This window comes from Klenkia terrae (assembly GCF_900491935.1).
GTDB classification, from domain to species: domain Bacteria; phylum Actinomycetota; class Actinomycetes; order Mycobacteriales; family Geodermatophilaceae; genus Klenkia; species Klenkia terrae.
In genome coordinates, this window is the sequence record NZ_UEXK01000004.1 from 321,865 (window position 1) to 335,443 (window position 13,579).

The window sequence follows — 13,579 nt, forward strand, 5'->3', positions numbered from 1 at the left end:
CTCCCCCGAGACCCCGGAGACCTACCAGCCGATGTGCGGCCTGCTCGCCTACCTGTCCACCGATGCCGAGCGGGTCGACGAGACCCGGGTCGACGGCGTCCGCCACGCCCTGCATTGCCTGCACCACCGCGGGCCCGACGACACCGCGGTGTGGTCCGACGGGCACACCGTGCTCGGGTTCAACCGGCTGTCGATCATCGACGTCGACGGGAGCCCGCAGCCGCTGCCCTACGCGGCCGACCGCTACCGGATCCTGTTCAACGGCGAGATCTACAACTACCTCGAGCTGCGCGAGGAGCTGCGCGCCCTGGGCGCCGAGTTCGCCACCGAGGGCGACACCGAGGCCATCGTCGCCGGCTTCCACCACTGGGGCCCCGACGTGGTCACCCGGCTGCGCGGCATGTTCGCCTTCGTCATCTGGGACACCGCCACCGGGACGGCGTTCGGCGCCCGTGACCCGTTCGGCATCAAGCCGCTGTTCACCGCCCGGCTGGCCGACGGCGGCGTCGTCCTCAGCAGCGAGAAGAAGGCCCTCCTCGAGCTGCTCGGCGGCTCGGCCGGCGCGGGCGGCGTCGACCCGGCGTCCCTGCAGCAGTACCTGACGCTGCAGTACGTGCCCGAGCCCGCCACGATGCACCGCGGCATCCGGCGGATCGAGAGCGGCACCCGGTTCACCGTCGTCGGCGGCGAGCTGACCACCGAGCGGTACTTCCACCCGGTGTTCGCCCCCCGCCCGGTCCCCGCGGGCGGTGAGCAGGAGCTCTACGACCGGATCGCCGCGGCCCTCGACGAGTCGGTGGCCAAGCACATGCGGGCCGACGTCACCGTCGGGTCGTTCCTGTCCAGCGGCATCGACTCCACCGCGATCGCGGCGCTGGCCCACCGCTACAACCCGGACCTGATGACGTTCACCGTCGGGTTCGAGCGCGAGTCCACCTCCGAGGTCGACATCGCCGCCCAGTCCGCCGCCGAGCTCGGCGTCGCCCACGTGCCGGTGGTCATCACCGCGGAGCAGTTCGCCGCCGCGATCCCCGAGGTGGTCTGGTACCTCGACGACCCGGTCGCCGACCCCGCGCTCGTGCCGCTGTACTTCGTCGCCCGCGAGGCCCGCAAGCACGTCAAGGTCGTGCTGTCCGGGGAGGGCGCCGATGAGCTCTTCGGCGGCTACACGATCTACCGCGAGCCGATCAGCCTGGCGTGGGCGCAGCGCGTGCCCGGCGTCGGCAAGAAGGTCATGGCCGCCCTGTCCGGCCGGCTGCCCGAGGGCATGCGCGGCAAGGACCTCCTCCGCCGGGCGTCGATCCCGCTGGAGGAGCGGTACTACGGCAACGCGCGCAACTTCTCCGGGGCCGAGCTCGCCGCGGTGCTCCGGGGGCACGACGCCGCGGTCTCCCACGTCCAGGTCACCGAGCACCTGTACCGGCAGACCCGCGCCGCGGGGTACGACGACGTCACCGCGATGCAGTACGTCGACCTGTTCACCTGGCTGCGCGGGGACATCCTGGTCAAGGCGGACAAGATGACCATGGCCAACTCCCTCGAGCTGCGCGTGCCCTTCCTGGACACCGAGGTCTTCGACCTCGCGCGCACCCTCCCGCTGGACCAGCGGGTCCCCCGCGGCTCCGACGCGACCAAGTACGCCCTGCGCCGGGCCATGGAGCAGATCGTGCCGCCGGCGATCCTGCACCGCCGCAAGCTGGGCTTCCCGGTGCCCACCGCGGAGTTCCTGGCCGGCCCGCTGCACGAGTGGGCCCACCAGGTCATCGCCGACAGCGGCACCGACGAGTGGCTGGACCGCGGTCGGGTCGCGGCGATGCTGACCTCGCTGCGCACCGCCGAGGTGCCGAGCAAGCGGGTGGCCAGGCAGCTGTGGGAGGTGCTGGTGTTCATGATCTGGCACGGCATCTTCGTCGAGGAGCGGATCGTCGTCGACGTCCCCGAGACGGTCTACCCGGTCAAGCTCTAGGAGCGACCGCCAGACACGACGAGGCCCGGCTCCCCTGGGGGAACCGGGCCTCGTCGGGTGTGCGTCGGATCAGGAGAACGAGTCCCCGCAGGCGCATGAGCTGCCGGCGTTGGGGTTGTCGATCGTGAAGCCCTGCTTCTCGATGGTGTCGACGAAGTCGATCGTCGCCCCACCCAGGTACGGCGAGCTCATCCGGTCGACGATGACCTCGACCCCACCGAACTCGTGGGTCTGGTCGCCGTCGAGGAAGCGCTCGTCGAAGAAGAGCTGGTAGCGCAGGCCCGAGCAGCCGCCGGGCTGGACGGCGATGCGCAGACGCAGGTCGTCACGGCCCTCCTGGTCCAGCAGGGCCTTGACCTTGGCCGCAGCCGGGTCGCTCAGGAGGACGCCGGTGGCGGCGTCGGGGGTGGTCGCAGTGTCCTGCACGGTCATGTTCTGTCCTCCCACATCGAGGGTCGGGGTTGCATCGTCTCGCCGTCCCGACCAACACCGCCGTGGCGGGGCTGCTTCCCACTGTACGGCGCGGACCCGCCCGTCCGGCGGTGCGCACGTCTCGGTGCGGGCCCGACCGGCCCCCCGCGGGCACGTAGACTGCACCCCGTGAAGCTCCGCCTGCCCGGCCGCCGCCCCGCCGAGACCGCCCCGGACCCGGCCGCCGACCTCACGGCCCAGCTGACCGCGGCCGGCAAGGGCCGGCCCACCCCCAAGCGCAGCGAGGCCCGGGACGGCGGCCCTGGGCCTCGCTGNCCTCAACGCCCTGATCACCGCCGGCATCCTCGGGCTGGCCAACGTGCTGCCCGGCTACCTCGCCGCGATCATCATCGCCGTCGTCCTCTTCCTCATCGCCGGCGTGCTGGCCCTGCTGGGCAAGAAGGACGTGCAGGACGCCAAGCCACCGCTGCCCACCGAGACCCTCGAGAGCATCAAGACCGACGTCGCGACCGTGAAGGAGAGTGCCGGGCGATGAGCCATCCCGCGACGCGCCCGGAGGGCGCACACGGTCCGGGCGCGCCCGACGTGTCCGGCCCCACCGAGCCCGACGAGATCAAGGCCGACATCGAGGCCACCCGCGAGCAGCTGGCCGCCACGGTCGACGAGCTCAGCCACCGCCTGGACGTCGGCTCCCGCGCCAAGGAGTCCGCGGCCCAGGCCAAGGACACCGCGGTGGAGACCTACCGGGAGAACCCGCCGGTGGTCATCGCGGCCGGGGTGGCCCTGGTCGCCGCCGTCGTCGCCCTGGTCGTCTGGCGGTCCCGCCGGTGAGCGCCGGTGCCAAGGCGGTCTACCGGCCGATCGGCCTGGTCGGCAGCCTCGTGGCCGGTGCGGTCTCCAGCGCCGTCTTCGGCCAGGTCTGGAAGCGGGTCGCCGGCGAGGGCGACGCCCCCAGCGCCATGCAGAGCGAGTACCGGATGCGCGAGGTGCTGGTGGCCGCGGCCGTCCAGGGCGCGATCTTCGCGGTGACCAAGGCCGCCATCAACCGGGCCGGCGCCCGCGGGTTCACCAAGCTGACCGGGTCCTGGCCCGGCGACTGAACGAAGGACCCCCTCGCCCCCCACCCTTCGCAGGCTCAGGGCGGGCCCCTGCGAGGGGGGCCGCTCCCGTTCGTCACCACCGAGGAGACACACCGATGGCCGACATCAAGCGGCCCGACAGCGCCGTGGACCGCATCCGCGAGCGGGTGCAGGAGAAAGCGGCCCGTCGGGCCGCTGCCCGCGAGGCGGAGGACCGGGCCGCCGAGCACGGGCCCGCGCGGAGCGCCACGTCACCGCCCCAGGCGAAAGGGAAGAGCGCGGAGCTCCCCGGCGTGGACGCGGAGAAGCCGACGGAGATCCCGGCCCGCGGCTGGGTGCAGATCCTCAAGCGGGCGTGGGCCGAGAACAAGGCCGACAACATGCCGATCATCGGCGGCGGCGTGGCCTTCTTCGGCTTCCTGGCGATCTTCCCGACGCTGATCGCGGCCATCTCGCTCTACGGCCTGGTGGCCTCCCCCGCCACGGTGCAGGAGCAGGTGGACGGCCTGCGGGGCACGGTGCCCCGCGAGGTGCTCTCGATCATCCAGACCCAGCTGACGTCGGTCGCCGACGCCGGCAGCGGGGCACTGTCGATCAGCCTGGTGATCTCCATCGCGGCGGCGCTGTTCTCGGCCTCAGGGGGTGTCAACAACCTGATCACCGCGGTGAACCTGGCCTACGACGAGGTCGAGACCCGCAACGCGATCAAGGTGCGCGCGCTGGCCCTGCTGCTGACCTTCGGCGCCATCGTGTTCGTGCTGCTGACGCTGACCCTGGTGGCCGTCACCCCGATCGTGCTGGACGCGCTGCCGCTGGGCATCGTGGGCACGATCCTGGCCCAGGTGGTGCGGTGGGTGCTGCTGCTCGGGCTGATGGCCGTCGCGCTGTCGGTGCTCTACCGCGTCGCCCCCGACCGGGACGCCCCGAAGTTCCGCTGGGTCACCCTGGGCTCGGTGGTGGTGACCGTCGCCTGGGTCATCGTGTCGATCGCGTTCAGCTTCTACGTGAGCAACTTCGGGTCCTACTCGGCCACCTACGGCGCGATCGCCGGCGTCGTCGTCCTCATGCTGTGGCTGCAGCTGACCTGCTTCCTGGTCCTGCTGGGCGCGGAGATCAACGCCGAGGCCGAGCACCAGACCGCCCACGACACCACCGAGGGCGAGGAACTGCCCATGGGGGACCGCCGCGCCACCGTCGCCGACGAGCTGCCCGAGCCGCCCACCCCGACCAAGGAGTCGGCGAAGAGCGCCTGATCAGCGCACGTGCGAGGGCACGAACGGCGGCTTGACCACCTCGACCGGTGAGGTCCGGCCCCGGACGTCGACGGCGAGTTCACGTCCGGGGGCCGGGTCGGCCGCGGTGTCCAGCAGTGCCAGGGCGATGCCCGCCCGCAGGGTCGGGGAGAACGTGCCGCTGGTGACCACACCGACCCGCTCGCCCGCCGCATCCAGCACCGCCATGCCCGGCCGCGGGATGCCCCGCCCCGGCGCCCGCAGGCCCCACAGCTGGCGGGCCGGGCCCGCGGCGCGCTCGGCCAGCAGCGCGTCGCGGCCCCAGAACTGCTCCTTGCCCCAGCCCACGGCCCAGCCCGACCGGGCCTGGACCGGGGTGATCTCCACCGACAGCTCGTGGCCGTGCAGCGGGTAGCCCATCTCGGTGCGCAGCGTGTCCCGGGCACCGAGACCGCACGGCCGGATCTGCTCGAGCTCGCCCGCGGCCAGCAGCGCGTCCCACAGCTCGCCCGCGCGGTCGGCCGCGACGAGCAGCTCGTAGCCGTGCTCGCCGGTGTAGCCGGTCCGGCAGACGGTGACGTCGCCGCCGCCCTGGGTGCCGGCGAAGGCCATGTAGTCCAGCGCACCGGGCAGCCCGACCGCAGCCAGCACCTCCGCCGATCGGGGACCCTGCAGCGCCAGGACGGCGACCTCGGTGTGCCGGTCGGTGACGGTCACGCCCGCCGGTGCGGCCGCGGCGAGCCGGGCCAGCACCTCGGCCGAGTTCGCGGCGTTGGGCACCAGCAGGACGTCGTCCTCGGCGTGCAGGTAGGCGATCAGGTCGTCCACGACGCCGCCGGCGTGCTCCTCGCCGTCCGGGCGGCAGCACAGCGTGTACTGCGCCTGGCCGGGCCCGATGCGCCCGAGGTCGTTGGTCAGGCACCGGTTCACCAGGTCCGCGGCGCCCGGCCCGCGGACGGTGCCGGTGCCCAGGTGGGACACGTCGAAGAGCCCGACCCCCTGACGGACGGCGGTGTGCTCGGCGATGACGCCGCCCCCGGCGTACTCCAGCGGCATCGACCAGCCGCCGAAGTCCGCGAGCTTGGCGCCGGCCGCGAGGTGGCGCTCGTGCAGGGGCGAGAGCTGCGGGGTCTGCTCGGTCACCCGGCGACCGTAGCGGCCCCCTCATAGGGTGGGCGGGTGCCGCCGACGATCTCCGCCACCGACCGCCCGCTCGAGAAGCTCACCGCCGACGCCGTCGTCGTCGGGGTGGGGAAGGGTCCGGACGGGCCCCTCGCCACGCCGGGGGCCGAGGCGGTCGACCGACTGCTCGGCGGTCGGCTGATGGCGGCGCTGGCCGACCTGGGCGCCCGGGGCGCCGAGGACGAGGTGACCCGGCTGGCGACGTTCGGCCAGGGGCCGTTCCCCGTCGTCGCGGTGGCCGGGCTCGGTGCCCCGCTCGCCGACGGCACCTACGCCGGCGAGGCCGTCCGCCGGGCGGCTGGGGCAGCCAGCCGCGCACTGGTCGGCCGGGCGTCGGTCGTCTCCCTGCTGGCCGCGGTCGGCGGCGCCCCGGACGACGAGCGCCTGCACGCCGTCGGGGAAGGCTCCCTGCTGGGCGCCTACGAGTTCACCGCCTACAAGTCCGCCCTGCCGGCCGACCGGCCCACCCCGCCGCGCAGCGTCGAGCTGGTCGTGCCCGACGCCGGTGCGGCGAAGGCGGCACTGGCGAGGGTCCGGGCGGTGGCCGACGCCGTCGCGCTCACCCGCGACCTGGTCAACACCCCGCCCAACGACCTCTTCCCGGCCGAGCTGGCCGCGCGTGGCGCGGCGGCGGGCAAGAAGGCCGGGCTGTCGGTGGAGATCCTGGACGAGGAGCAGCTGGCCGCCGGCGGCTACGGCGGCATCCTCGCCGTCGGTGCCGGTTCGGCCCGCGGCCCGCGCCTGCTGCGGCTGTCCTACCGCGGGCGCCGGGCCCGCCGGTCGGTGGCGCTGGTCGGCAAGGGCATCACCTTCGACAGCGGCGGGCTCTCGATCAAGCCCGCGCTGAAGATGGAGGACATGAAGAGCGACATGGCCGGCGCCGCCGCCGTGATCGCCACCGTGTGCCTGGTCGCCGAGCTCGGCCTTCCCGTCGACGTCACCGCGACCGTCCCGATCGCGGAGAACCTGCCGTCGGGGACGGCGTACCGGCCAGCCGACGTCGTGACCTTCCGCAACGGCAAGACCGCCGAGATCACCAACACCGACGCCGAGGGCCGGGTGGTGCTGGCCGACGCCATCGCCCGGGCCGCCGAGGACTCGCCGGACTTCCTGCTCGAGACCTCGACCCTGACCGGCGCCCAGACGGTGGCGCTGGGCGGGCGCACCGCCGGCGTCATGGGCAGCGACGACCTGCGCGACGCCGTGGTCGCGGCGAGCGAGCGGTCCGGCGAGCCGATGTGGGCGATGCCGCTGCCCCCCGAGCTGCGCCGGGGCCTGGACTCGGCCACCGCTGACTTCGTCAACGCCAACGCCGACCGGCTGGGCGGCATGCTCGTCGCCGGTCACTTCCTGGCCGAGTTCGTGCCCGAGGGCCTGCCCTGGGCGCACATCGACGTCGCCGGGCCGGCCTACAACACCGGTGGGGCGTGGGGCTACACGACCAAGGGCGGCACCGGGGTGCCGGTGCGCACCCTGCTGGCCACCATCGAGGCGCTGATCGAGCGCTGACCCGCGGCGGGGCCGGTCACCGGTTGCGGTGCGTCCAGTCGCGCATCCGCTGCGGGTAGCCGGTCACCTGCGCGTCGTAGACCGGGATGGCCAGCTCGCGGGACAGCTTGCGGGCGGTGTCGGGCCCGTCGATCCGTCGGCGGGTCCACTCGCCGTCGGCGGCGACCAGCACGATGGTGGACTCGGTCATCGCCGTCCGCGGCTCGACGTAGCCCTCGACGCCGCGGCGGGTGGCCACGAACTGCTCGAGGTGACCCAGGTCGGCACGGGCGGAGGGCCGGTCCAGCGTGCCGCGCCGGTCGCCCCGGGCGCCCTGGCCGCTGCGCGGCGCACGTCCCCGCAGCCTGTCGATGAGACCCACGACGCGCTCCTCTCCTCCGCCGCGCAGCCCGGGCAGCCGCGCGGAGGCGCCGACGACGGCGCCCAGCGGGCCAACGGAGCAGGTCGGGTGCGCGTTCCCGACAGGTGGCAGGATGGGTGGTGCACTCCCCCGCACCTGGTCGCGGTGAGCACGCCCTGCTCCCGCCGACCGCGCCGTCCCGCACCGAGGAGAACCCGTGAGCGCACCCGCCCAGACCGCCGACCTCGTCATCCTGGGTGGTGGATCCGGCGGGTACGCCGCCGCCCTCCGCGGCGCCGAGCTCGGGCTGTCGGTCGTGCTGATCGAGAAGGACAAGGTCGGCGGCACCTGCCTGCACCGCGGCTGCATCCCCACCAAGGCGCTGCTGCACGCCGCCGAGGTGGCCGACTCCGCCCGCGAGGGCGAGCAGTTCGGCGTGAAGACCTCGCTGGCCGGCATCGACATGGCCGGGGTCAACGACTACAAGGGCGGCGTCACCGCCAAGCTGTACAAGGGCCTGCAGGGCCTGATCAAGAGCCGCAAGATCACCTACGTCGAGGGCGAGGGGAAGCTCGTCTCCCCCACCGCCGTGGCCGTCGGCGACACCACCTACGAGGGCAAGCACGTGCTGCTCGCCACCGGCTCCTACGCCCGCAGCCTGCCCGGCATCGAGCTGAACGGCTCGACCGTCATCACCAGCGACGAGGCGCTCCAGCTCGAGCACGTCCCGAGCTCGGTGATCATCCTGGGCGGCGGCGTCATCGGCTGCGAGTTCGCCAGCGTCTGGAAGTCCTTCGGCGCCGACGTCACCATCATCGAGGGCCTGCCGCACCTGGTGCCGCTGGAGGACGAGTCGTCGTCCAAGCTGCTCGAGCGCGCCTACCGCCGCCGCAAGATCGACTTCTCGCTGGGCAGCCGGGTCGCCAAGGTCACCCCGGGCGAGAACGGCGTCTCCGTCGAGCTGGAGAACGGCAAGTCCTATGAGGCCGAGATCGTGCTGGTGGCTGTCGGCCGCGGCCCGGTCAGCCAGGGCCTGGGCTACGAGGAGGCCGGCGTCGCCATGGAGCGCGGCTTCGTCCTGGTCGACGAGTACATGCAGACCAACGTGCCCACCATCTCCGCCGTCGGCGACCTGGTGCCCACCCTGCAGCTGGCCCACGTCGGCTTCGGCGAGGGCATCCTCGTCGCCGAGCGCCTGGCCGGCCTGCCGGTCGTGCCGATCGACTACGCCGGTGTCCCCCGGGTCACCTACTCCGAGCCCGAGGTCGCCTCCGTCGGCCTCACCGAGGCGCAGGCCAAGGAGCGCTTCGGCGAGGTCGAGGTCGTCACCTACGACCTGGGCGGCAACGGCAAGAGCCAGATCCTCAAGACCCAGGGCGCGGTCAAGCTGGTCCGCGCGAAGGACGGCCCCGTGGTCGGCGTGCACATGGTCGGCAGCCGGGTCGGCGAGCTCGTCGCCGAGGCCCAGCTCATCTACAACTGGGAGGCGCTGCCTGACGAGGTGGCCTCCCTGATCCACCCGCACCCCACGCAGAGCGAGGCCATGGGCGAGGCCCACATGGCCCTGGCCGGCAAGCCGCTGCACTCCCACAGCTGACCTCCACCCACCCCCTGATCTGAGGAGAACTGCACTCGATGCCGACGTCCGTCACCATGCCCGCCCTGGGCGAGAGCGTCACCGAGGGCACCGTCACCCGCTGGCTGAAGCAGGAGGGCGACACCGTCGAGGTCGACGAGCCCCTCCTCGAGGTCTCCACCGACAAGGTCGACACGGAGATCCCCTCGCCCGCCGCCGGCGTGCTGACCAAGATCGTCGTCGCCGAGGACGAAACCGTCGACGTCGGCGCCCAGCTGGCGATCATCGGCGGCGGCTCCGGCGGCTCGGCCCCGGCGCAGCAGGCTCCGGCGCAGCAGGCACCGGCGCAGCAGGCACCGGCCGAGGAGCCCGCCCCCGCGCAGGCGCAGCCCACCCCGGTCGAGGCGCAGACGGACAACTCGACCCCCGGCGGCGACTACGGCTCCAGCGGCGCACTGCCCGCCGGGTCTCCGACCTCGCAGCCGGCCCCGCAGGTCGCACCGCAGGCGCCGGCACCCAAGCCCTCGGGCTCGGCCCCGACCGGTGACGGCGGTGGCGCCTACGTGACGCCGCTGGTCCGCCGGCTGGCCGCCGAGCACGGCGTCGACCTGTCCTCGCTGTCGGGCACCGGTGTCGGTGGCCGGATCCGCAAGCAGGACGTGCTGGCCGCCGCCGAGAAGCCGGCGGAGACCCCTGCGGCCGCCCCGGCCCCGACCGCCTCGGCACCGGCTCCCCAGGGCGGCGCTCCCCGCTCCGCCCCCGCGGTGCCCGCACCGGACACCAAGCTGCGCGGCCGCACCGAGAAGATGTCCCGGCTGCGGTCGGTCATCGCCAAGCGGATGGTCGAGTCGCTGCAGGTCAGCGCCCAGCTGACCACGGTGGTCGAGGTCGACGTCACCCGGATCGCCACCCTGCGCAACCAGGTGAAGAACGACTTCGCGGCCCGCGAGGGCGTCAAGCTCTCGTTCCTGCCGTTCTTCGCCAAGGCCGCCGTCGAGGCGCTCAAGGCGCACCCGACGGTGAACTCCTCGCTGGACATGGAGGCGGGCACCGTCACCTACCACGACTCCGAGAACCTCGGCATCGCGGTGGACACCGAGCGCGGGCTGCTCGTCCCGGTCATCCAGGGCGCCGGAGACCTCAGCATCGCCGGCATCGCCCGCAAGATCGCCGACCTCGCCGAGCGCACCCGCACCAACAAGGTGACGCCTGACGAGCTGGGCGGGGGCACCTTCACCCTGACCAACACCGGCAGCCGCGGGGCGCTGTTCGACACCCCGATCATCAACCAGCCCCAGGTCGCGATCCTGGGCACCGGTTCGGTGGTCAAGCGGGCCGTCGTGGTCCAGGACGAGGAGCTCGGCGAGGTCGTCGCCGTGCGCTCGATGGTCTACCTGGCGCTGTCCTACGACCACCGCATCGTCGACGGCGCCGACGCCGCCCGCTTCCTCACCACGGTGAAGGAGCGGCTGGAGGCCGGTCAGTTCCACGGTGAGCTCGGGCTCAGCTGACCCGTAGGCACCCTCCCTCGGGCCCCGGCGGTGCTCCGCCGGGGCCCGAGGTGTCACCACCCCCTGCTCCCCCCCACCCCGCACGCCCCCGACCCGGAGGTCGACCGACCATGAAGATCGCCGTGACCGGCTCGTCCGGCCTGGTGGGGACCGAGCTCGTCCCGGCTCTGCGCGCCGACGGGCACGACGTCATCCGCCTGGTCCGCCGGACCCCGCGCACCGCCGACGAGCACCGCTGGGACCCCGAGCACCACCAGGTCGACGCCGGCCTGCTGGCCGACGTGGACGCGGTGGTCAACCTGGCCGGCGTCGGCATCGGCGACAAGCGGTGGACCGACCGGTACAAGCAGGAGGTGGTGGCCAGCCGGGTCGACAGCACCACCACGATCAGCTCGGCGCTGGCCCAGGCCGCCGCCGCCGACCCCGACCGCCCCCGGGTGCTGCTGTCGGCGTCCGCGGTCGGCTTCTACGGCGACGGCGGCGACCGCATGCTGGACGAGACCAGCCCGGCCGGGACGGACTTCCTGGCCGACGTGTGCGTGCAGTGGGAGGCCGCCACCGCCCCCGCCGAGGCCGCCGGGGTGCGGGTGGCGCACCTGCGCACTGGGCTGGTGCTGGGCGAGGGCGGTCTGATGGCCAAGCTCAAGCCGCTGTTCTCCCTCGGCGTCGGCGGCCCGATGGGCTCGGGCAAGCAGTACTGGCCCTGGATCAGCCTGCGCGACGAGGTGGACGCCATCCGCTTCCTGCTCACCGCCGACGTCGCCGGTCCGGTGGACCTCACCGGCCCGGAGCCGGTGACCAACGCGGCGTTCGCCAAGGCCCTGGGGCGCGTGCTGCACCGGCCGGCCCTGCTGCCGGTGCCCGGTTTCGCGCTCTCGCTCGTCCTCGGCGAGTTCGCCCAGCTCGGCGTCCTGGCCGGGCAGCGGGCGCTGCCGCGGGTGCTGATGGATGCCGGGTTCACCTTCACCCACGGCGACGTGGAGTCCGCGCTGCGGTGGGCGGTCGGCGCCCGCTGACCCCTCACGGGGACAGCTGCGCGGTGTCGATCCGCCACCCCTGCGGCGTGCGGAGCAGCGTCATGGCCACCGGTCGGCCCGGTTGCCCGGGCACCTCGGTCCGCTCGCCGGTGCCGGCCACCACCGCGTAGGCGGGGATCTCCTCGGACAGCTCCAGGCGCACGCCGGCGTCGTCGGGGGTCGCCGCGGTCACGGCGACCACCTGGGGCGCGAAGCCCTGCAGCTGCTCACCGGCGACCTGCAGCTCGGTCAGCCGGGTCCGGTCGGTGGCGGCCAGCGCGCTGCCGGGGGCGAAGACGCCGTCCAACCCGTCGGCCCGGCCCTCGGTGAACGCCGCGGCCCGGCGGGCGTACAGCTCGCCCAGCAGCACCGCCCAGGCACCGGTGTCAGCCGGGACCGCCGTCGAGTCCGCGGACACCTCCTGGCCCGGCGGGACGGCGGGCGCGGGTGGTGGGGCCGTCGGCGGCGCCGTGGTGGTCGCGCCGGCGGTGGTCCCGAGCGCCGCGGCGGTGCTGGCTGCCGGGACCGGGGCGTCGGTGCTCCCCCACCGGGCCCCCAGCCACACCGCGCCCAGCAGCACGGCGACCACCGCGAGGACCGCAGCTCCCCGGCGCGCGACACCCCCGCGGGCACCGGATCCCCTGGTGCGCACGCGGTCCCCGATCGGCAGGCGCGCCCGGGCCCGGGCCCACCGGCTCGCCGACCCCGGCGCCGCGTGCGCACGGGGTGGCCGCCGGACCTGGTGGGTCAGCTCGGTCCGCGAGATCCCGCCCGTGCGGCCCAGCGCCGCGGGGTCGACCCCGGGGGCGGCCAGCACGACCCGCTCGGGCCGGCAGGAGTGCCGCAGGTCCAGCGCGAACGCCGCAGCCGATCCCCGCAGGTGCGGGTACGGGGACAACCCGCGCTCCACGACCTCCACCAGCTCCGCCGGGGCACCCGGGGCCAGCAACCGCAGGTCGGGCACCTGGCCGGAGGCGGCGACCCTGAGGGTGTCCCCCGCCCCCGCGGCGTTCCAGGGCGGGATGCCGGTCAGGGCGTGGAAGGCGGCCGCGGCCACACCGAAGACGTCGGAGGCCGGTCCGGCCGCGCCACCACGGGCCACCACCGGGTCGACGTAGGGCGGGGTGACCTCGCCGCTCCCCGGCTCGCCGAGCACCCGGGCCACGCCGAGGTCGGTGAGCACCGGACGGCCCTCGGCGGTGAACACCACGTTGCCCGGGGACAGGTCGCCGTGCACCACGCCCCGGTCGTGCAGGTGGGCCAGGGCCGCCGCCACCGGGGCGACTGCGGTGACCACCTCGCCGGGCCGCAGTCGACCCCGGGCGGCGAGCAGCGCAGCGAGGCTGCCACCGGCCAGCAGGTCGAGGACCAGGGCGACCTGCTCACCGGCCGGGGTCCGTCGCCGGACCACCTGGTGCAGCCGGACCAGGTGCGGGTGGTCGAGCTCGGCCAGCAGGCCGGCCTCGCGGACCTGCCGCTCCGGGTCGCCCTGCCGGAGCACCTTGACCGCGACCGGCGGCCCGCTGCCGCGGGGCCGGGCGCGCCAGACCTCCCCGGTGCCGCCGCGGCCCAGGAGCTCCTCCAGCACGTAGCCCGGGACGACCGGGCAGGGGCCGGGTGCGGGGTCGACGAGCGGCATGGGCCGGACGCTAGGACACCGCGGCGACCCGGCCCGGAGTTGTCCACAGGCCGCCCGCCGGTCCACAGCTCGACAGGTCGGTGACGGACCCTCCGCC

At 74.3% G+C, this 13,579-nt stretch carries 13 protein-coding genes; 9 read left to right on the forward strand and 4 right to left on the reverse strand.

Annotated features, from left to right (window positions below):
- Positions 1 to 31: 31 nt before the first annotated feature.
- Entirely contained in the window at positions 32 to 1,966 is a 1,935-nt protein-coding gene (asnB, locus tag LFA75_RS01775) for an asparagine synthase (glutamine-hydrolyzing) (RefSeq protein ID WP_225232057.1), read from the forward strand.
- 69 nt (positions 1,967 to 2,035) lie between these two features.
- On the opposite strand, the gene LFA75_RS01780 is transcribed toward asnB, so the two are convergent.
- Positions 2,036 to 2,398: a HesB/IscA family protein gene (locus tag LFA75_RS01780; RefSeq protein WP_091248670.1), complete on the reverse strand. Its 363-nt coding sequence runs from the start codon at positions 2,396 to 2,398 to the stop codon at positions 2,036 to 2,038.
- 301 nt (positions 2,399 to 2,699) lie between these two features.
- Here LFA75_RS01780 and LFA75_RS01785 point away from each other — a divergent pair, with 301 nt between their 5' ends.
- The 4 genes from LFA75_RS01785 (at position 2,700) to LFA75_RS01800 (ending at position 4,730) form a co-directional block, all read left to right on the forward strand.
- On the forward strand, positions 2,700 to 2,933 hold the full coding sequence (locus LFA75_RS01785; RefSeq protein ID WP_225235990.1) for a phage holin family protein: 234 nt from the start codon (positions 2,700 to 2,702) through the stop codon (positions 2,931 to 2,933).
- Positions 2,930 to 3,229, forward strand: coding sequence for a DUF3618 domain-containing protein (locus tag LFA75_RS01790; protein WP_225231746.1), 300 nt, complete (start codon positions 2,930 to 2,932; stop codon positions 3,227 to 3,229). The genes LFA75_RS01785 and LFA75_RS01790 overlap by 4 nt, the downstream gene beginning before the upstream one ends.
- Complete coding sequence (locus LFA75_RS01795) at positions 3,226 to 3,498, forward strand: DUF4235 domain-containing protein (protein WP_225232058.1); 273 nt, start codon at positions 3,226 to 3,228, stop codon at positions 3,496 to 3,498. Before LFA75_RS01790 ends, LFA75_RS01795 begins: the two co-directional genes overlap by 4 nt.
- Before the next feature lie 95 nt (positions 3,499 to 3,593).
- On the forward strand, positions 3,594 to 4,730 hold the full coding sequence (locus tag LFA75_RS01800) for a YihY/virulence factor BrkB family protein (RefSeq protein WP_225232059.1): 1,137 nt from the start codon (positions 3,594 to 3,596) through the stop codon (positions 4,728 to 4,730).
- Here the strand turns inward: LFA75_RS01800 and gcvT are convergent, their stop codons facing one another.
- Positions 4,731 to 5,852: a glycine cleavage system aminomethyltransferase GcvT gene (gene gcvT / locus LFA75_RS01805; protein ID WP_225232060.1), complete on the reverse strand. Its 1,122-nt coding sequence runs from the start codon at positions 5,850 to 5,852 to the stop codon at positions 4,731 to 4,733.
- A gap of 36 nt (positions 5,853 to 5,888) precedes the next feature.
- Between gcvT and LFA75_RS01810 the strand changes: the two genes are divergently transcribed.
- Complete coding sequence (locus tag LFA75_RS01810) at positions 5,889 to 7,400, forward strand: leucyl aminopeptidase (RefSeq protein ID WP_225232061.1); 1,512 nt, start codon at positions 5,889 to 5,891, stop codon at positions 7,398 to 7,400.
- A gap of 16 nt (positions 7,401 to 7,416) precedes the next feature.
- Here the strand turns inward: LFA75_RS01810 and LFA75_RS01815 are convergent, their stop codons facing one another.
- Positions 7,417 to 7,761 carry an oxidoreductase gene (locus tag LFA75_RS01815; protein ID WP_225232062.1) on the reverse strand — a complete coding sequence of 115 codons (345 nt, stop codon included), beginning with the start codon at positions 7,759 to 7,761 and terminating at the stop codon, positions 7,417 to 7,419.
- 196 nt (positions 7,762 to 7,957) lie between these two features.
- Here LFA75_RS01815 and lpdA point away from each other — a divergent pair, with 196 nt between their 5' ends.
- The 3 genes from lpdA (at position 7,958) to LFA75_RS01830 (ending at position 11,843) form a co-directional block, all read left to right on the forward strand.
- Positions 7,958 to 9,337 carry a dihydrolipoyl dehydrogenase gene (gene lpdA, locus LFA75_RS01820; protein ID WP_225232063.1) on the forward strand — a complete coding sequence of 460 codons (1,380 nt, stop codon included), beginning with the start codon at positions 7,958 to 7,960 and terminating at the stop codon, positions 9,335 to 9,337.
- 38 nt (positions 9,338 to 9,375) lie between these two features.
- Positions 9,376 to 10,827: a 2-oxoglutarate dehydrogenase, E2 component, dihydrolipoamide succinyltransferase gene (gene sucB / locus LFA75_RS01825; protein WP_225232064.1), complete on the forward strand. Its 1,452-nt coding sequence runs from the start codon at positions 9,376 to 9,378 to the stop codon at positions 10,825 to 10,827.
- Positions 10,828 to 10,937: 110 nt separating this feature from the next.
- Entirely contained in the window at positions 10,938 to 11,843 is a 906-nt protein-coding gene (locus LFA75_RS01830) for a TIGR01777 family oxidoreductase (protein WP_225232065.1), read from the forward strand.
- A 4-nt stretch (positions 11,844 to 11,847) separates the two neighbouring features.
- Here LFA75_RS01830 and LFA75_RS01835 read toward each other — a convergent pair whose 3' ends face one another.
- The gene (locus tag LFA75_RS01835) at positions 11,848 to 13,482 is read right to left on the reverse strand and encodes a serine/threonine-protein kinase (RefSeq protein ID WP_225232066.1); all 1,635 of its coding nucleotides are present in this window, start codon (positions 13,480 to 13,482) and stop codon (positions 11,848 to 11,850) included.
- Positions 13,483 to 13,579: the final 97 nt, after the last annotated feature.

Bases quoted from the DNA above. Each gene is read 5' to 3' on its own strand.
- asnB (WP_225232057.1), top strand. From the start codon at position 32: ATGTGCGGCCTGCTCGCCTACCTGTCCACCGATGCCGAGCGGGTCGAC.
- LFA75_RS01780 (WP_091248670.1), bottom strand. From the start codon at position 2,398: ATGACCGTGCAGGACACTGCGACCACCCCCGACGCCGCCACCGGCGTC.
- LFA75_RS01790 (WP_225231746.1), top strand. From the start codon at position 2,930: ATGAGCCATCCCGCGACGCGCCCGGAGGGCGCACACGGTCCGGGCGCG.
- LFA75_RS01800 (WP_225232059.1), top strand. From the start codon at position 3,594: ATGGCCGACATCAAGCGGCCCGACAGCGCCGTGGACCGCATCCGCGAG.
- sucB (WP_225232064.1), top strand. From the start codon at position 9,376: ATGCCGACGTCCGTCACCATGCCCGCCCTGGGCGAGAGCGTCACCGAG.
- LFA75_RS01830 (WP_225232065.1), top strand. From the start codon at position 10,938: ATGAAGATCGCCGTGACCGGCTCGTCCGGCCTGGTGGGGACCGAGCTC.
- LFA75_RS01835 (WP_225232066.1), bottom strand. From the start codon at position 13,482: ATGCCGCTCGTCGACCCCGCACCCGGCCCCTGCCCGGTCGTCCCGGGC.